This is a genomic window from Streptomyces sp. NPDC037013 (assembly GCF_055607265.1).
In genome coordinates, this window is the sequence record NZ_JBVJRV010000004.1 from 459,226 (window position 1) to 477,291 (window position 18,066).

The 18,066-nt window shown below is 71.7% G+C and carries 16 protein-coding genes; 9 read left to right on the plus strand and 7 right to left on the minus strand.

The genetic code is table 11. The annotated features are described in order from the left end of the window. Nucleotides 1–132: 132 nt before the first annotated feature. From ACZ7DY_RS16625 to ACZ7DY_RS16640, 4 genes are all read right to left on the minus strand, one after another. Nucleotides 133–1,731 carry an FMN-binding glutamate synthase family protein gene (locus tag ACZ7DY_RS16625; protein ID WP_471135573.1) on the minus strand — a complete coding sequence of 533 codons (1,599 nt, stop codon included), beginning with the start codon at nucleotides 1,729–1,731 and terminating at the stop codon, nucleotides 133–135. A gap of 56 nt (nucleotides 1,732–1,787) precedes the next feature. Continuing rightward, nucleotides 1,788–2,438, minus strand: a complete 651-nt coding sequence (locus ACZ7DY_RS16630; protein ID WP_471135576.1) for an endonuclease — start codon at nucleotides 2,436–2,438, stop codon at nucleotides 1,788–1,790. Between the two features lie 48 nt (nucleotides 2,439–2,486). After that, on the minus strand, nucleotides 2,487–4,607 hold the full coding sequence (glgX, locus tag ACZ7DY_RS16635; protein WP_471135579.1) for a glycogen debranching protein GlgX: 2,121 nt from the start codon (nucleotides 4,605–4,607) through the stop codon (nucleotides 2,487–2,489). Nucleotides 4,608–4,725: 118 nt separating this feature from the next. Beyond that, nucleotides 4,726–5,211: a pep a2 gene (locus tag ACZ7DY_RS16640; protein ID WP_471135581.1), complete on the minus strand. Its 486-nt coding sequence runs from the start codon at nucleotides 5,209–5,211 to the stop codon at nucleotides 4,726–4,728. 302 nt (nucleotides 5,212–5,513) lie between these two features. Between ACZ7DY_RS16640 and ACZ7DY_RS16645 the strand changes: the two genes are divergently transcribed. The 7 genes from ACZ7DY_RS16645 to ACZ7DY_RS16675 all read left to right on the plus strand — a co-directional run bounded on the left by ACZ7DY_RS16645 (nucleotide 5,514) and on the right by ACZ7DY_RS16675 (nucleotide 14,527). Beyond that, a complete protein-coding gene (locus tag ACZ7DY_RS16645; protein WP_471135584.1) occupies nucleotides 5,514–5,759 on the plus strand; it encodes a DUF5133 domain-containing protein in 246 nt (81 codons plus the stop codon). Nucleotides 5,760–5,816: 57 nt separating this feature from the next. Further along, complete coding sequence (locus ACZ7DY_RS16650; RefSeq protein ID WP_471135586.1) at nucleotides 5,817–7,895, plus strand: alpha-1,4-glucan--maltose-1-phosphate maltosyltransferase; 2,079 nt, start codon at nucleotides 5,817–5,819, stop codon at nucleotides 7,893–7,895. Next, entirely contained in the window at nucleotides 7,892–9,625 is a 1,734-nt protein-coding gene (treS, locus tag ACZ7DY_RS16655) for a maltose alpha-D-glucosyltransferase (RefSeq protein WP_471135588.1), read from the plus strand. The genes ACZ7DY_RS16650 and treS overlap by 4 nt, the downstream gene beginning before the upstream one ends. A gap of 15 nt (nucleotides 9,626–9,640) precedes the next feature. Next, complete coding sequence (locus ACZ7DY_RS16660; protein WP_471135589.1) at nucleotides 9,641–10,981, plus strand: maltokinase N-terminal cap-like domain-containing protein; 1,341 nt, start codon at nucleotides 9,641–9,643, stop codon at nucleotides 10,979–10,981. After that, the gene (gene glgB / locus ACZ7DY_RS16665; RefSeq protein ID WP_471135592.1) at nucleotides 10,930–13,446 is read left to right on the plus strand and encodes a 1,4-alpha-glucan branching enzyme; all 2,517 of its coding nucleotides are present in this window, start codon (nucleotides 10,930–10,932) and stop codon (nucleotides 13,444–13,446) included. Before ACZ7DY_RS16660 ends, glgB begins: the two co-directional genes overlap by 52 nt. Nucleotides 13,447–13,491: 45 nt before the next feature. Next, the gene (locus ACZ7DY_RS16670) at nucleotides 13,492–13,818 is read left to right on the plus strand and encodes a plasmid stabilization protein (RefSeq protein ID WP_471135595.1); all 327 of its coding nucleotides are present in this window, start codon (nucleotides 13,492–13,494) and stop codon (nucleotides 13,816–13,818) included. 175 nt (nucleotides 13,819–13,993) lie between these two features. Then, the gene (locus ACZ7DY_RS16675) at nucleotides 13,994–14,527 is read left to right on the plus strand and encodes a GNAT family N-acetyltransferase (protein WP_471135598.1); all 534 of its coding nucleotides are present in this window, start codon (nucleotides 13,994–13,996) and stop codon (nucleotides 14,525–14,527) included. Between the two features lie 16 nt (nucleotides 14,528–14,543). Here ACZ7DY_RS16675 and ACZ7DY_RS16680 read toward each other — a convergent pair whose 3' ends face one another. After that, on the minus strand, nucleotides 14,544–15,269 hold the full coding sequence (locus tag ACZ7DY_RS16680; protein WP_471135601.1) for a DUF4232 domain-containing protein: 726 nt from the start codon (nucleotides 15,267–15,269) through the stop codon (nucleotides 14,544–14,546). A 218-nt stretch (nucleotides 15,270–15,487) separates the two neighbouring features. Here ACZ7DY_RS16680 and ACZ7DY_RS16685 point away from each other — a divergent pair, with 218 nt between their 5' ends. Continuing rightward, nucleotides 15,488–16,633, plus strand: coding sequence for a baeRF2 domain-containing protein (locus tag ACZ7DY_RS16685; protein WP_471135604.1), 1,146 nt, complete (start codon nucleotides 15,488–15,490; stop codon nucleotides 16,631–16,633). A 105-nt stretch (nucleotides 16,634–16,738) separates the two neighbouring features. After that, nucleotides 16,739–17,011: an ANTAR domain-containing protein gene (locus tag ACZ7DY_RS16690; RefSeq protein WP_471135607.1), complete on the plus strand. Its 273-nt coding sequence runs from the start codon at nucleotides 16,739–16,741 to the stop codon at nucleotides 17,009–17,011. Nucleotides 17,012–17,031: 20 nt separating this feature from the next. On the opposite strand, the gene ACZ7DY_RS16695 is transcribed toward ACZ7DY_RS16690, so the two are convergent. Both ACZ7DY_RS16695 and ACZ7DY_RS16700 read right to left on the minus strand, forming a co-directional pair. Next, a complete protein-coding gene (locus tag ACZ7DY_RS16695; RefSeq protein ID WP_471135609.1) occupies nucleotides 17,032–17,229 on the minus strand; it encodes a hypothetical protein in 198 nt (65 codons plus the stop codon). Nucleotide 17,230: 1 nt separating this feature from the next. Next, nucleotides 17,231–17,932, minus strand: a complete 702-nt coding sequence (locus ACZ7DY_RS16700) for a UdgX family uracil-DNA binding protein (protein WP_471135612.1) — start codon at nucleotides 17,930–17,932, stop codon at nucleotides 17,231–17,233. Nucleotides 17,933–18,066: the final 134 nt, after the last annotated feature.

The window sequence follows — 18,066 nt, forward strand, 5'->3', positions numbered from 1 at the left end:
GTTGAGTCCATCTTGCGGCGTTTTCGGCTTTGCGGCTATTTGTTCGTCGATCGGACAGCCTTCGGGTGCCCGACCTGGCGCCGGAAATACCTGTGGCGGCCATTTGTTTCTCCGCCCGCCCCTGCGTCCGGCTCACGGTCCCGTGTGCCGGACGGCGAAACTGTCCGGGTCGGCCGCGCGCCACTCCGCGGCCCAGCTCTCCGGCGGCCCGGCGAGCAGCTCACCGGGGGAGAGCCACTCGTACAGATCGGCGTACGAGCGGAACCTGCCGTGGTCCTCACGGCGCCGGAGCAGATGCGGGCCAAGCCCGGAGGTGTCGCGCACCCCCATCGCCGCCATGATCTCCAGGGCGCTGCGCACGGTGGCCCGCTGGTAGCGCTCGACGCGCGCCGACTTGTCGACGACGTCCAGGGCGCGGGCCCGGTGCGGGTCCTGGGTGGTGACGCCCGTCGGGCAGCGGTTGGTGTGACAGCGCTGGGCCTGGATGCAGCCGACCGCGAACATCATCGCGCGGGCGGCGTTCGTGTAATCGGCCCCCATGGCGAGGCGCTTGACGATGTCGGAGCCCGTCGCCACCTTCCCGGCGGCGCCGACGCGCACCCGGTCCCGCAGCCCCGCGCCGGTCAGGGCGGAGTGCACGGTGATCAGGCCGTCGGTGAGCGGCATGCCGAGGTGGTCGGCGAATTCCAGCGGCGCCGCGCCCGTGCCGCCCTCCGCGCCGTCCACGACGATGAAGTCCGGCGTGATCCCTTCCGCCGTCATGGCCTTGCACACCGCGAGGAACTGCGTCCGGGAGCCGGGGCACAGCTTGAAGCCCACCGGCTTGCCGCCCGCGAGCTCCCGCATCCGGGCGAGGAAGAGGACGAGCTCGCGCGGGGTGGAGAAGACGCGGTGGTAGGGCGGCGAGATGACCGTCTCGCCCTCCGGCACGCCGCGCACGGAGGCGATCTCGGCGTTGACCTTGCCGCCGGGCAGGACGCCGCCGATCCCCGGCTTCGCGCCCTGGGAGAGCTTCAGCGACACACAGCGGACGGCGGGGTGGGCGGCCTTCTCGGCGAACTGGCGCTCGTCGAAGCCTCCGTCGCGGGTGCGGCATCCGAAGTAACCGGTCCCGATCTCCCAGACGAGGTCGCCGCCGGGCCGCAGGTGGTACTCGGACAGGCCGCCCTCGCCGGTGTCCTGGGCGAAGCCGCCGCGGGCGGCGCCCGTGTTCAGGGCCAGAACGGCGTTGGCGGAGAGCGAGCCGAAACTCATCGCCGACACATTGAGCAGCGCCATGTCGTACGGCTTCGCGCAGTCGGGGCCGCCGACGCGGACCCGGGGCGGCTCGTCGGGCATGTCCACCGGAGCCATGGACGGCACGAGCAGCTCGTAGCCGCGCTCGTACATGTCGCGCTCGCTGCCGAACGGCTCCTCGGCGTCGACCCCCTTGGCCCGTTCGTAGACGATGCTGCGGGTGTCGCGGTCGTACGGCCTGCCGTCGTAGTTGCGCTCCACGAAGTACTGCTGGAGCTCCGGGCGCACCGCTTCCATCAGGAACCGCAGATGGCCGAGGACGGGATAGTTCCGCAGCACGGAGTGGCGCCGCTGGACGAGGTCGTACGCCCCGGTCAGCGCCACGGCCGCCAGCGGCAGGGCCGCCGCCCACCACCACGGGGAGACCAGCACGGCCAGGAGCACACCTGCCGCCGCGCAGACCGTCAGCAGGCCCACCGTTGCGAATCGCGTCATGATCCCCGCTTGACCCGGATCCGCCCGCTCACACGTGCGGCCCGGGCCACGGGGGCTCAGCCGGCCGCCCGCTCCAGGCAGTCGTCCGCGAGCTTCTTGTCGAGTGCGGCGCGGACGAGCGCGGCGGCCACGACGCCCGGCCGTTCGCCGTCCGCGAGCCGCAGCAGCCCGGCGGCGTCGCGCGGCAGACCGAGGCGCTCGGCGCCCTGCAGCACCTTGGCGTCCAGGCGCGGCCGGTATTCGGGCCACACGTCCTGCACCTCGCGCAGGAAGATGTCCGCACCGGTCGGGCCGAGCCCCGGTACCTGCCGGAGCAGCCTCCGCGCGGCGGCCACGTCGCCGTCGGCCTCCGCACGGACCGTGCGCAGATCGCCGTGCCACTCGTCCAGGACCAGCCGGGCACCGTCACCGAGCTGGGTCGCGGTCCGTTCGTCGTAGCGCCGGTAGCCGCCGGCGCCCAGCGCGTCGACGCGCTGCTGCCAGGTGGCGGCGGCCATCTGCCGGGGCCCGCGCATCCCGGCGTCGTACAGCGCCCGTGCGCTCGCCACCGCGACGCTGGCCCGGATGCGGGCGCTCAGCAGACAGGAGAGGACGAGCGTCCGGTAGAGCGGCTGCGGGGTGTCGGTCAACCGGATGCCCGCCTCCGCCGCGTACGTCCGGCCCGCGGTCCTGAGCAGTTCCCGCAGCACCTTCTTCTGGTCTGCCATGGCGCACCTCCTGAGCGTGGTTCGGCCTGCCGGGCCCGCGCCGCCCGGCTACCGTCGGGTGCCCACCGGCGGCCGCGACAGTACGAGCAGACTGTGCGGCGCCAGGGTGACCTCGCCGCCCGCCTTGTGCTCCGTCTCGTCCGAGAGCCCCTGCGGATCCGTCGTGTCGAGCCGGGTCTCCCAGCGTTCGCCGTACGTGGCGTCCGGCAGCCGGAAGACGACCGGGTCCCCGCAGCTGTTCAGCAGGAGCAGGAAGGAGTCGTCCACCACGGGCCTGCCCTGGGAGTCGGGCTCCGCGATGGCGTCGCCGTTGAGGAAGACGCCGACGGCGTGGGCGTCGGGGCGCTGCCAGTCCTCGTCGGTCATCTCGTGGGCGTCGGGACGCAGCCACACCAGGTCGGGCAGGGGCTGCGGACGGTGGGCGGGCGTCTCGCCCCGGAAGAAGCGGCGTCTGCGCAGCACCGGGTGCGCGGCCCGCAGTTCGATGGCGCGCCGGGTGAAGCCGATGAGTTCGCGCTGCTCGTCGTCGAGGTCCCAGTCGACCCAGGAGATCTCGTTGTCCTGGCAGTAGGCGTTGTTGTTGCCCTGCTGCGTGCGGCCCAGTTCGTCGCCGTGCGCGAGCATCGGGATGCCCTGCGAGACCATCAGGGTGGCGAGGAAGTTGCGCTGCTGGCGGGCCCGCAGCTCCAGGACGCGTTCGTCGGTGGTGGGGCCCTCCGCCCCGCAGTTCCACGACCGGTTGGCGCTCTCGCCGTCCTGGTTCTCCTCGGCGTTGGCCTCGTTGTGCTTGTCGTTGTACGAGACCAGGTCGCGCAGGGTGAAGCCGTCGTGGGCGGTGACGAAGTTGACGCTGGCCCGCGGCCGGCGGCGGTCGTGCTGGTAGAGGTCGGAGGAGCCGGTGAGCCGGGAGGCGAACTCGGCGAGCGTGTGGTCCTCGCAGCGCCAGAAGTCCCGTACCGCGTCCCGGTACTTGCCGTTCCACTCCGACCACAGGGGCGGGAAGTTGCCCACCTGGTAGCCCCCGTCGCCCACGTCCCACGGCTCCGCGATGAGCTTGACGCGGCTGACCACCGGGTCCTGCTGGACCAGGTCGAAGAAGGCGGAGAGCCGGTCCACGTCGTGGAACTGCCGGGCGAGGGTGGCCGCCAGGTCGAAGCGGAACCCGTCGACGTGCATCTCGGTGACCCAGTACCGCAAAGAGTCCATGACCAGTTGGAGGACGTTCGGGTGCCGCATCAGCAGGCTGTTGCCGGTGCCCGTGGTGTCGAAGTAGTGGGCGAGGTCGCCTTCCGGAAGGCGGTAGTACGAGGCGTTGTCGATGCCGCGGAAGGCGAGCGTGGGGCCGTTCTCGTTGCCCTCCGCGGTGTGGTTGTAGACCACGTCGAGGATCACCTCGAGACCGGCCGCGTGCAGCGCCTTGACCATCGACTTGAACTCGGTGACCTGCTCGCCGCGGTCGCCGTGCGCCGCGTAGCCGTTGTGCGGGGCGAAGAAGCCGATGGAGGCGTAACCCCAGTAGTTGGACAGGCCCCGGTCGCGCAGGAAGCCGTCCTGTACGTACTGGTGCACGGGCATCAGCTCGACGGCGGTCACGCCAAGGGAGGTGAGATGGTCGATGACGGCGTCGCTGGCCAGCCCCGCGTAGGTGCCCCGCAGCTCGGGGGGCACCCCCGGGTGCCGGTGCGTCAGACCGCGTACGTGCGCCTCGTAGACGACCGTCTCCGCGTACGGCCGCCGGGGCGGCCGGTCGTCCCCCCAGTCGAAGGACGGGTCGGTGACCACGGAGAGGGGGGTGTGCCCGGCGCTGTCCGCCGGTTCGGGGCCCTGCGCCGCGCGCTCGTACAGCGACGCGTCGTTGTCCATCTGCCCCTCGATCGCCCGGGCGTAGGGATCGAGCAGCAGTTTGGCGGGGTTGCAGCGGTGGCCCGCCGCGGGGTCCCAGGGGCCGTGCACGCGGTAGCCGTAACGCTGGCCGGGGCCGATGCCCGGCAGGTAGCAGTGCCAGACGAAGCCGTCGACCTCGGAGAGGGTGATGTCGTCGTGGGTGCCGTCGTCGTGGAAGAGGACCAGGACGACGCGTTCGGCCACTTCGCTGAAGAGGGCGAAGTTGGTGCCTTCCCCGTCATAGGTGGCGCCCAGGGGAAAAGGGGATCCGGTCCAGGTGCGCACACGTCTGCCTTCCGTACGGGTCGGCGGAGGTCCTGTGGGGAACAGGGCCTCCGCCGAGGGTGCGGGGTGGGGTCGCACGGCCCGTGCGGGAACGCAGGGGGCCGTGGCCGGCGGGCGGTCACGTCTCGGGCGAACCCGCCAGGACTGCCATGCTCTCCTCCCGCGGTACCTCCAGCGACTCGGGCACGCAGGGTTCGGGCGCGACGGGTGCCAGCGGCACGTGGTCGGGCGTCCGGTCGCGGCACGCGAACCAGATGATCTTTCCGTCGGCCGCCGGGCAGCTGCCCCAGCCGTCGCTCAGCGCGGCGATCTGCGCGAGGAAGCCCTGCGGTCCGTAGTGCGGGACGGGCAGGTCGCGGTCCTTGTCCGAGACGCCGGTGATGAGGTGGTGCCCCGTCCACCACATCTCGACGGCCGTCTCCTTCTCCGTGCCGTGCTCCTCGATGGCCCGGAGCAGCACACGGGTGCAGCGGCAGACGGGTTCGACGAGCATCTCCAGGCCCCAGTGCCGGAGATGGGCGGCCAGAATGCGGCTGACCTGCTCGATCTTCTCCGGGCTGATCTCCACGTCGAGGTGGTAGTAGCGGGGGGTGGCCGACTTCATTGTGCTTGGCTCCTCTCGGCGAAGCTCCCGCTCCTCCCGGCCCCGCGGGCCGGACCCCGAACACGAAGCGTGAGCGCTGATCGCTCCTGAGTCAGTATCAGAGTGGGAGCACTACTCCATTCGCGCAACAGGAGCACCGCGGCCCGGGTCGTTGAAAACCCAACAAGACGCTGCGTGGCCGAGCGTGCACCATGAGTCTGGAAACTCGGTCGGCACCAGCCGCCCGGCCCTCTCCGTGCGGTGCGGTTCTGCGTCGGCCCGGCGCGTCGGTCGCACCGTCGCAGAACGAGAAGGTGAGCAGCATGGTGCTGTTGCCCGCCAGAGATGTGGTCGAGCTGCAGCTCGACCGGTACCGGTCATGGGAACGGCTGTTGTTCGTCCATCCCGCCGACCGTGACGTGCGCAGGCAGTTCGAGAACACCGCGTACACCCTCTGCGTGCTGATGGGTGAGTGCACGGCGCGGGTGGCCGCCGAAGCGGCCGAGGAGTACCTGCGTCCGCGCGCCACGTGCCGGCCGCGGCCGGCGCCCGAGCATCTGGGGCGGTAGATCCACGCGGCTCCCGCCGGGGCCGTGGCCCCCTCGAGCGCGGCGGAGGAGAGACCGATGACCTCAGTTCCCCAGACACACCCTGTCCCCGTGGCCGCGGGGACGAACTCCGTTCCCGTGGCGCCCGGTTCCGTCCGCGCGCCGGCGCCGCCGCCCGTCCCGGTGCGGGACGTCGGGCCGGTCGTCGACGGTGGCCGCCGCCCGGCGAAGGCGGTGCCCGGCGAGACCTTCCGCGTCACGGCGACGCTCTTCGGCGAGGGCCACGGAGCGGTCGGCGCCAACGTCGTGCTGCACGGCCCCGACGGCCGGTGCGGGCCCTGGACCCCGATGCGGGAACTGGCCCCCGGCACCGACCGGTGGGGCGCCGACGTCACGCCGGACGCGGAGGGGAACTGGACGTTCGCGGTGGAGGCCTGGACGGATCCGGTGGCCGAGTGGCGCCGCGCGGCCGAGGTCAAGGTGCCCGCGGGCATCGACGTCGGACTGGTCCTGGAAGAGGGCGCGCAGCTGTACGAGCGGGCCGCCGCCGCGGCGCCCCGAGGCGCGGCACGGCAGACGTTGCTGGCGGCGGCGCAGGCCCTCCAGGACGAGCTGCGCCCCCCGTCCGCGCGCCTCGACGCCGCGCTGGCCCCGCCGGTACGGGAGGTCCTCGCCCGCCACCCCTTGCGCGAGCGCGTCACCCGCTCGGACGCCCTTCCCCTCCGCGTCGAGCCGCGCAGGGCCCTGTTCGGTTCCTGGTACGAGTTCTTCCCGCGCTCGGAGGGCGCCGAGGTCCGCGAGGGCGCCCCGCCGGTGTCGGGGACCTTCCGCACGGCGGCCGAGCGGCTGCCGGCCATCGCGGAGATGGGTTTCGACGTCGTCTACCTTCCGCCGATCCACCCGATCGGCACCACCTTCCGCAAGGGCCCGAACAACTCCCTGTCAGCGGGCCCGCACGATGTCGGTGTGCCGTGGGCGATCGGTTCACCCGAGGGCGGGCACGACGCCGTCCACCCCGACCTGGGCACGCTGGAGGACTTCGACGCGTTCGTGCGGGAGGCCGGGCGGCTCGGCCTGGAGGTGGCGCTGGACTTCGCGCTGCAGTGCTCGCCGGACCACCCCTGGGTGGAGAAGCACCCCGAATGGTTCACCCACCGCACGGACGGCTCCATCGCCTACGCCGAGAACCCGCCGAAGAAGTACCAGGACATCTACCCGATCTCCTTCGACCGCGACCTGCCGGGACTGGTCGCCGAATCGGCCCGGCTGCTGCGCTTCTGGATGGCGCACGGCGTGCGGATCTTCCGTGTCGACAATCCGCACACCAAGCCCGTGGCGTTCTGGGAGCTGGTGCTCGCCGACATCCGCCGCACCGACCCCGATGTGCTCTTCCTGGCCGAGGCGTTCACCAGGCCGCCGGTGATGCGGGCGCTGGCGCAGGCCGGCTTCCAGCAGTCGTACACGTACTTCACCTGGAAGAACACCAAGCAGGAGCTCACCGACTACCTCACCGAGTTGTCGCGCGAGACCGCGCACTTCCTGCGGCCCAACTTCTTTGTGAACACCCCCGACATTCTCTCCGAGTTCCTCCAGCGGGGCGGGCGGCCCGCCTTCGAGATCAGAGCGGTGCTGGCCGCCACGCTGTCGCCCGCCTGGGGCGTGTACGCCGGGTTCGAGCTGTGCGAGAACACCCCGGCCACGGCAGGCGGGGAGGAGTACCTGCACTCGGAGAAGTACGAGCTCCGGCCGCGCGACTGGGCGGCGGCCGAGCGCGCGGGGACCACCATCACGCCCCTGATCACCGCGCTGAACGACATCCGCCGACGCCACCCCGCCCTGCAGCAACTGCGCGACCTGCATTTCCACGAGGCCGACAACGACGAGATCCTCGTCTACAGCAAGCGCGAGGGCGACGACACGGTCCTGGTGGTCGTCAACCTGGACCCGCACCACGCCCGCGAGACCACGGTCTCACTGGACATGCCGCGGCTCGGCCTCGACTGGCACGAGACCGTACCGGTGCGCGACGAGCTCACCGGCGACACCTACCACTGGGGCAGGACCAACTACGTGCGCCTGGAACCGGGCCGCGCGCCCGCGCACGTACTCGTCCTGCGACCGTCTCCACCACTCACCGGAGGGTCACCCACGCCATGATGATCAATGAGCCCGTCCAGGACACCTTCGAGGACACTCCGGAGAAGGACCGCGATCCGGAGTGGTTCAAGCGTGCCGTCTTCTATGAGGTGCTGGTCCGTTCCTTTCAGGACAGCAACGGCGATGGCATCGGGGATCTGAAGGGGATCACCGCGAAGCTGGATTATCTGCAGTGGCTGGGGGTGGACTGCCTGTGGCTGCCGCCGTTCTTCAAGTCCCCGCTGCGCGACGGCGGTTACGACGTCTCCGACTACACCGCCGTACTCCCGGAATTCGGCGACCTGGCGGACTTCGTGGAGTTCGTCGACTCCGCCCACCAGCGCGGCATGCGCGTCATCATCGACTTCGTCATGAACCACACCAGCGACCAGCACCCGTGGTTCCAGGCCTCACGCACCGACCCCACCGGCCCCTACGGCGACTACTACGTGTGGGCCGATGACGACAAGGCCTACAGCGACGCCCGCATCATCTTCGTCGACACCGAAGCCTCCAACTGGACCTTCGACCCGGTACGCAAGCAGTACTACTGGCACCGCTTCTTCTCCCACCAGCCCGACCTGAACTTCGAGAACCCCGCCGTCCAGGAAGAAATCATCTCCGCCCTGCGCTTCTGGCTGGACCTGGGCATCGACGGCTTCCGCCTGGACGCGGTGCCCTACCTCTACGCCGAGGAAGGCACCAACTGCGAGAACCTGCCGCGCACCCACCACCTCCTCAAACGCGTCCGCGCCGAGATCGACGCGCACTACCCCGACACCGTCCTGCTCGCCGAGGCCAACCAGTGGCCCGAAGACGTGGTCGACTACTTCGGCGACTTCCAGGGCGGCGGCGACGAATGCCACATGGCCTTCCACTTCCCCGTCATGCCCCGCATCTTCATGGCCGTGCGCCGCGAATCGCGCTACCCCGTCTCCGAGATCCTGGCCAAGACCCCCGCCATCCCCTCCGGCTGCCAGTGGGGCATCTTCCTGCGCAACCACGACGAGCTGACCCTGGAAATGGTCACCGACGAAGAACGCGACTACATGTACGCGGAATACGCCAAAGACCCCCGCATGCGCGCCAACATCGGCATCCGCCGCCGCCTGGCCCCCCTGCTGGACAACGACCGCAACCAGATCGAGCTGTTCACCGCCCTGCTGCTGTCCCTGCCCGGCTCGCCGATCCTCTACTACGGCGACGAGATCGGCATGGGCGACAACATCTGGCTCGGCGACCGCGACGCGGTGCGCACCCCCATGCAGTGGACCCCCGACCGCAACGCCGGCTTCTCCTCCTGCGACCCGGGCCGCCTGTACCTGCCCACCATCATGGACCCCGTCTACGGCTACCAGGTCACCAACGTCGAGGCGTCCATGTCCTCACCCTCCAGCCTGCTCCACTGGACCCGCCGCATGATCGAGATCCGCAAGCAGAACCCCGCCTTCGGACTCGGCTCCTACACCGAACTGCCCTCCACCAACCCGGCCGTCATCGCCTTCCTGCGCGAATACAAGGACGACCTGGTCCTGTGCGTCCACAACTTCTCCCGCTTCGCCCAGCCCACCGAACTCGACCTTCAGGCCTTCAACGGACGCCACCCCGTCGAACTCATCGGCGGCGTACGCTTTCCGGCCATCGGAGAACTCCCCTACCTCCTCACCCTCGCAGGACACGGCTTCTACTGGTTCCGATTGCGCGACCACCTCCTCCTGCCCCGTCCGGTGACCCCCGCCGTGCGCCTCTGAAGGGATATGTGTCGCATGCTCAAGACCGCACCGCTCTCACAGGACAGCCTCAGCCCGCCCCTGGTGCTGAGGTCGCTGGCCGGACTGCTCCGGGAATGGCTGCCCAAGCAGCGGTGGTTCGCGGCCAAGGGCTGGCCCATCACGGACCTCTCCGTGGTCTCGATGACCACGCTGCACCCGGGCTGCCTGCACCTGCTGATCAGCACCCGGCACACCGGCACCTCCCCGCACTGCTACCAACTCGTGCTCGGCATCCGCGAGGAGCTGCCGCCCCGGCTCCACCACGCCGTCATCGGCCGGCCCACCGTCGGCCCTCTCGCGGGACTCAGCGTGTACGACGCCCTGCTCGACCCTCGGGCGGCCGGGCTGCTCATCGAGCGCCTGCGGACGCCCGGCGAGGCGGGGCCCCTGCGCTTCGAGCGCGACACACGCACCGACGTACCGCCCGGGCTCACCCCGCGGCTCCTCGACGGCGAGCAGTCCAACACCTCGCTGGTGTACGGCAATCGCTTCATCCTGAAGCTCTTCCGCCGCATCCAGTACGGCACCAACCCCGACCTGGAGGTGCCGTGGGCGCTGGCCGGCGAGGGCTGCGCGCGCGTGCCAGCCCCGGTGGCGTGGTTCTGGACCACGCAGCCGCGCAGGACGACGCTCGGCGTGCTCCAGCCGTTCCTGCGCGACGCGACGGACGGCTGGACGCTGGCGCTGCAGTCCCTGGCGGCCGGCGAGGACTTCACCGACGAGTCGTACGAACTCGGGCGCGCCACCGCCGAGGTGCACCTGGCGCTGGCCCAGGTCTTCGAGCCCCGGCCGCCGGACCGCCGCGCGGGCGGGGAGCTCGCCGCCGCGATGACGGAACGGCTTGAGGCCGCCGCGAGCCAGGTGCCGAGCCTCGCGCCGTACGTGGCCCGGCTGCGCACCGCCTACGATGCCGTCGCCGCGGGCGGCGGGCACCGGCCGGACCAGCGGATCCACGGTGACCTGCACCTGGGGCAGGTGCTCAGGGCCGGTGAGCAGTGGTTCGTCATCGACTTCGAGGGCGAGCCGGCCCGCCCGCTCACCGAGCGCAGACAGCTCCAGGCCCCCGTACGCGACGTCGCGGGGATGCTCCGCTCGTTCGACTACGCGGCGCACTCGGAGCGCCCCTGGCAACCCGATTGGGCGCGCAGGTGCCGGGAGGCCTACTGCGCGGGTTACGCCGCCGAGGCGGCGTGGGATCCACGGACGGAGGCCGCGCTGCTGCGGGCCCACGAGACGGACCGCGCCGTGTACGAGGCGCTGTACGAGGCCAGGCACCGCCCCGAATGGCTGCCCGTGCCGATGGCGGCGCTCTCCCGACTCGCCGACGAACCGTAAAGCACACACCATCGGAGAAACGTTCCTGCTGTGCCGTGAGGACACCGTGCCGACCCGTCGGCGCCGTCCCCTCCACCCACCAGAGGAGAGCTGAATCCGTGGCCCCCACCGACACGTCCGCTCCCGATCCGGCGGCCGCACTCCTGGAGCGCCCCCGTACCCGCGCCAAGAGGCCCGCACGCGGCACAGAGCGGCGCTCCGCCGACGGCGGAGCGCCGGCGAAGGCGCCGCTCGACGCCGGTGACCGGCAGCGGCTGCTCTCGGGGACGCACCACGATCCGCACTCCGTGCTCGGCGCGCATCCGGTCCCCGGCGGCATCGCCTTCGTGGTCCTGCGCCCGCACGCCCAGGCGGTGCGGCTCGTCGTCGACGGGCGGAGCATCCCCCTGAACGACGTGGGAGACGGCTTCTTCACGGGTGTCCTGCCGCTCACCCCGGCGCCGCCGGACGCCCCGATGCCCGCGTACGAACTCCGGGTGACCTACGAGGGCGGCGAGGTCGCCCTCCAGGACCCGTACCGGTTCCTGCCCGCCCTGGGCGAGCTCGATCTGCACCTGATCGGCGAGGGCCGGCACGAGGAGCTGTGGCGGGCGCTCGGGGCGCACCCGATGACCCACCAGGGCGTGACCGGCACCCGGTTCACGGTGTGGGCGCCGAACGCCAGGGGAGTGCGGGTCTGCGGCGACTTCTGTCACTGGGACGGAGCCGCCTATCCCATGCGCTCGCTTGGCTCGACCGGTGTGTGGGAGCTGTTCGTGCCCGGCCTCGGCGAGGGCGCCCTGTACAAGTTCGACATCACGCGCCCCGACGGCACGCACTCCCTGCGCGCGGACCCGATGGCCCGCCGTACCGAGGCGCCGCCGGCCACCGCATCGGTCATCGACGTCTCGCGGTACGAGTGGCGGGACGAGGAGTGGATGCGCAGGCGGGGCGACGTGCCCGTCCACGAGGCGCCGTTCTCGGTGTACGAGGTGCACCTGGCCTCCTGGCGTCCCGGCCTCACCTACCGCCAGCTCGCCGAGCAACTGCCCGCCTACGTCGCCGACCTGGGCTTCACCCACGTCGAGCTGATGCCGGTCGCCGAACACCCCTTCGGCGGCTCCTGGGGCTACCAGGTCACCGGCTTCTACGCCCCCACCGCCCGCCTCGGCACCCCCGACGACTTCAAACACCTCGTCGACGCACTCCACCAGGCCGGCATCGGCGTCCTCATGGACTGGGTGCCCGCCCACTTCCCGCGCGACGACTGGGCGCTCGCCGCCTTCGACGGGGAGCACCTCTACGAACCGGCGGACCCCCGGCGCGCGGAACACCCCGACTGGGGGACCCTCACCTTCGACTACGGCCGCAAGGAGGTCCGGAACTTTCTCGTCGCCAACGCGACGTACTGGTGCGAGGAGTTCCACGTCGACGGTCTGCGGGTGGATGCCGTCGCCTCGATGCTCTACCTCGACTACTCGCGCGAGGAGGGTCGGTGGGCGCCGAACGCGCACGGCGGCCGGGAGAACGAGGACGCCGTCGCCTTCCTCCAGGAGATGAACGCCACCGTCTACCGCCGCTGCCCCGGCGTCGTCACCATCGCCGAGGAGTCCACCGCGTGGGACGGCGTGACCCGGGCCACCCACCACACGGGGGCCGGCGGCTTCGGCGGCCTCGGCTTCGGCCTGAAGTGGAACATGGGCTGGTCGCACGATTCCCTGGAGTACGTCGCGCACGAACCCGTGCACCGCCAGTACCACCATTCGGACCTGACCTTCGCCATGGTCTACGCGTACAGCGAGAACTACCTCCTGCCGCTCTCCCACGACGAGGTCGTGCACGGCAAGCGCTCGCTGGTCTCAAAGATGCCGGGCGACTGGTGGCAGCAGCGCGCCAACCACCGCGCCTATCTGGCCTACATGTGGGCCCACCCGGGCAAGCAACTCCTCTTCATGGGGCAGGAGTTCGCCCAGGGCGCCGAGTGGTCGCAGGAGCACGGGCTCGACTGGGGGCTCCTGGACGAGTCCTGGCCCGCGCGGGCTGACCACGAAGGCGTACGGGAACTGGTGCGGGACCTCAACGACCAGTACCGCGGCACTCCCGCCCTCTGGGAGCAGGACACGATGCCGGCCGGCTTCTCGTGGGTCGCGGTGGACGCCGCGCAGGACAACGTCGTGGCCTTCCTGCGCCACGCCAAGGACGGCACCCCGCTGCTGGCCGTCTCCAACTTCTCGCCGGTGGTCCGCCACGACTACCGGCTGGCCGTGCCGGACGCGGCCACCGTCTGGCGGGAGACGCTCAACACCGACGCGGCCCGGTACGGCGGCGCAGACATCCGCAATCCGGGTCCGCTGCGGGCCGTGCCGGACGGGAGCGAAGCGGGCGGAAACGGGTCCGGCCGCCTATGTGTGACGTTGCCGCCCCTGGGCACCTTGTGGCTGCGACCCGTGCCACCGGAGACCACCACCGACCAACCGAACCACTGATCGAAAGAACGACAGGACGACAGAACCACCGGAAGGGTTTGTCCCATGCCTGCTGGATCCAGCAAGAAGCGTGAACGCCAGTACGAGCACATCAAGGAGAGCGCCGAGGACCGCGGGGCCTCCGGCAAGCGCGCCAAGGAGATCGCCGCCCGGACGGTGAACAAGGAGCGGGCGCGTTCCGGCGAGTCCAAGACGGCGAGCAAGACCTCGACCCACGACCGGAAGTCCGCGTCCCAGCGCGGCGGCGAGCGCTCGCACAGCGGGGCCGAGGGCCCGACCCGCGACCAGCTGTACGAGGAGGCCAAGAAGAAGAACATCGAGGGCCGCTCCTCGATGAACAAGAAGGAACTCAAGCAGGCGCTCGGCCGCTGACCGGCGTACCGACGGCCCCCGACGCGTCGCAGCGGCGCGGGCCACGGGTCACCGCGGCGAAAGGCCGGAGACCGGCGAGGGACTCCGGCCCTTCGGTGCGCCCGTGAGGCCCCTGGGCGCGGCCCGCCCCCGGGCTGATTAACGCTGACCCGCCCGCCTTGGGCAGGATGTGCGCATGACCGAGATCCGCACGCCCCGCCTCCTCCTGCGTCGCTGGCACGACGACGACCTCGCGCCCATGGCGGAGATCAACGCGGACCCACGGGTCATGCGCTGGATCGAGGACGGTTCCGTGCACGACCTGGAGCGCACGGCCGAGGACATCGAGCGCTGGGAGGAGGAGTGGGACGACGAGGGGTTCGGCCTCTTCGCCGTCGAGCTCCTGGCCTCCGGCGAGCTGGCCGGCTTCACCGGTCTTTCCGTGCCCGAGAATCTGCCGGAGGTAATGCCCGCGGTGGCGATCAGCTGGCGGCTCGGCACACCGTTCTGGGGGCAGGGGTACGCCTCGGAGGCCGCCCAGGCCACGCTGGAGTTCGCCCTGCAGGACCGCGGCCTCGACCGCGTCATCAGCATCGACCGCCTGGGGAACCAGGCCTCCGAGAACGTCATCCGCAAGCTCGGCATGACGCCGGTGCGGGACACGGTCGACCCTGACTACGGCCACCTGCTGCGCATCCACGCCATCGACCTCACCGAGTACGCCGGGTGAGGGCGGGCGACCGTGATCAGTGAGGTGCCCTGCCCGGCTGGAGGGCGCCCACCTCGAAGACCCCGCCGCACACCTTGAACGAGCGGGCCGTCGTGCGCAGCGCCGTCGTGGAGTCCGGCGGGTACGCCTGGACGCGGTCGGCCGCGCGCCAGCAGGGCTTGTCGGAGAGGCCGTCGGCGATCGTGTGCAGGCTCGCGAAGGCGCTCCCGCCGGGCGCGAGCGTCACGGCGGGCAGCCGGGCGCCCTGCCGCGCGGCAGGGTCGCCGACCCGGTGGCCTGCGCTGTCGAGCAGGCTGACGCCCGGGTAGCCCTTGAGTACGCACGGGGCGGAACCGGTGTTGGTGAAGACGAGCGGCGCGTACCGGCTTCCTGCCCCCGGTTCGACGCGCCCGAGCTCCAGGCGCAGCCGGTCACCGGCGCAGCGCGAGAACCGCGCGAACGCGGGCTTCGACGGTGTGCCCGTCCGTTCGGCGGGAGGCCTGGAGGCAGTGGGGGAGACGGGGGTCGCGGGGGTGGCCGGGGCCGTGTGCGTCGCCCGCGGCGTCTTGGCCGGTGGGGGCTTCTGTCCGGCGGACGGGGTGTCCTCGGCGGCTGACGCACTGCTCGCGGACGTACCCGTGGAGCGCCCGCCGTCGCCGTTCTCGCTGCCGCACCCCGCGGCCGCCAGGGCCGTGACGGCCGTGAGCACGAGCGCGAGGCGCACGACTCCGTCAGAAGGTCCTCGGCCGGAGATCTGGCTCATGGTCACCCCTCATCTGGTCACCCCCGTCGCCATCCTCTCGGCTACCCCGCCCCGCGCCTCCGACTCCCGCATTTCGCGTCACCATCGCGCCCACCTCACGCGTCCTCGACTGGGAGGCGGATCAGAGGGGGCGCGGTGCGTGTTCCTCGTGGTCGTTCGGGTACGCGGCCCCCGAACCGGGGTGAACCCGGGTCGACCAGGAGAAACAAGGAGGAAACATGCAGTTGTCGTTCCTGGGGCCGCTCTTCGACCGCCCCGGCCCGTGGGCCACTGCCTACCTCGATCCTGGACACAGTGACGAGGCGGGTGCCAAACGGCGCGAGCTGTCCGTGCGGGAGATCTGCCGGTCGCTCGAGGAGCAGGGCGCCGACACGGCGACCGTCAAGGCGGTCGGCGAGGCCCTGGCCGGCACGGCCGCCGCGGAGTACCCGGCCGGCCGGGTCGTCTTCGCCACCGAAGGAGAGGTGGTGCTCAGCCACCGGCTCTCCCGGCCGCCGCAGGGGCAGATCGCGTGCTGGGCCCCGCTGCCCCGCCTGACGCCCCTCCTCGAACTGGCCGGACAGGACCCCGTCTGCCTCGTGGCGTACATCGACAGGACCGGGGCGGACTTCGAACTCCGGGACGCCGCGGGGCCGCACGACGCCGGAGGCGTGGAGGGACAGCAGCGGCCCCTCCACCGCACGTCCTCGGCGGACTGGTCCGAACGGCACTTCCAGCTCAAGGTCGAGAACACCTGGGAGCAGAACGCCGCCGAGATCGCCGAAGCGCTGACCACGGCGTACGAGGAGTCCGGCGCCGAACTCGTGGTCCTCGTCGGCGACCCCCGCGAACGCCCGGCGGTGCACGCCAAGCTCCCCGACGCCGTCCGCGAGGTCACCGTGGAGACCGAGCACGGCGGCCGCGCCGCGGGCTCCGCCTCCCCGGCCCTGGAGGAGGCCGTGGCGCACGCCCGCCGTCGGCGCTCCGGCCGCCGCGTCGAGCAGGCCCTCGACCGCTTCCGCGCCGGACGCGTGGGCACCGACCGGCCGACGGACGCCGTCGAAGGCGTCCCGGCCGTCCTGGCCGCCGCCCGCGAGCACCGCATCGGCACCCTGCTGATCCGGCCCGGCGGACCGGACCTGGGCCGCGAGACATGGGCCGGCACCGAACCCGACCAGATCGCGGTCCGGCGGAACGACGCGCAGGCGCTGGGCGACGGCGAGCCCGTCTCCGTACGCGCGGACGACGCGCTGCTGCGGTCAGCAGCCGTCACCGGAGCCGACGTACTGATCCTGCCGCACCCGGACGACCCCGCCGCCGACGTCCCGGCGGGCGGCCTCGGCGCGCTGCTGCGGTGGACGTACCCACCCGCGACGGCGGCCTGAGACGGCCGAGAAACCCTCGGTACGGCGGCGGGAGGCCGTCCGGTTGCCCGCCGCCGTCCGGGGCCCGACCATGAGCTGGGGGCGTCGCCACGAGCGGAGATACCCGTGTCATCAGATGCCGCAGCACCTTCTGACCAGGCCACGGTGGACCGGGCCACGTTCGATCGGGCCACCGGGGTCGTCGTCGCCGTCGGACGGTGCACCGCCCGGGAGGCGGGGGAGATCCTGCGGGAGATCTCCCTGCGCACGAACATCAAGCCCCCGCACGTCGCGCAGCTGATCGTCGAGTGGGGCCGCACCGGCGTCCTCTGCGCCGACGTCCGCCATGAACTGGAGCGGCAGCTGCGGCAACGCGCCGAGGCCGCCGGTCCGGGCTGACCTGCCCGGGGCCGGTCCTTCTACGGGTGGTCGGGCGCCTGCTCCGGGGGCCGCCCGCCGCCCTTGCCCCCGCCCTTGGTGCCGCGGTCGGTCCCGTGTGCCGCGCCGCCCCCGCCTTGCGCGCCGCGAGCCTGGGACGCCTTGGTGGATCTGCTCTCCTGCGGAGTCGCCGCCCCCTTCTCGCTGCGCCGCACCTCCGGCTGCTGTGGATTCGACATGTCAGCTCCTTTCCTCGCCGAGGAAGCGCGCGGCCACCCGAAGGTCGGACACGAGCCCCTTGTACGCGTCATCCCGGTCCTTGGCCCGGAGCACCGCCGAGGGGTGCACCGTCGGCAGCAGATGCCGGTGGTCCCCGTCGGCGGCCTTCTCCTCCGTCACCAGGGGCAGGTCCGTCTCCGGCTCCAGGGTCAGCAGGGTTCCCCGTGACTCGGTGACCTTGAACGCCGTGCCGAGCAGGGACTTGCCGGCGGTCGCGCCGAGAGCCACGATCAGCTCCGGGTCCACGCGCCGTACCTCGGCCTCGAGCCAGGGACGGCAGGCGGTCATCTCGGAGAGGTTCGGCGCCTTGTGGATGCGGCGCTTGCGGCCCTCGGTGACCGGCGCGAACTTGAAGTGCTTGACCGCGTTGGTGAAGTAGGCCTGCTCCTCGTCGATCCCGGCCTCGCCGAGCGCCTTGCGGAGCAGATGCCCGGCCGGACCCACGAAGGGTTCCCCGGCGCGGTCCTCCTGATCGCCGGGCTGCTCGCCCACGAGCAGGACCCGCGCATGGGAGGGACCCGCGCCGAAGACGGTCTGGGTGGCGTCCCGGTACAACGGGCACCCCCGGCAGTCGGCGGCCGCCCGGCGCAGGGCGGAGATGCCGCCGCGTGTGGGCACGTAGGGCCGCGCGCCGTCGGATGCGTGCTCGTCCGAGTCCGGCATGGTGCCTCCCGTCAGAATTTTCTCATCGCGCCCACCGTCCGGCCAGCGGGCACGGGCCTGCCGACGGGGCCCTTCAAGCCCAGGCAAAACCGGACGATCTCTGAGTTTCCTCATCCGTTCGGGCGGTTACCCGG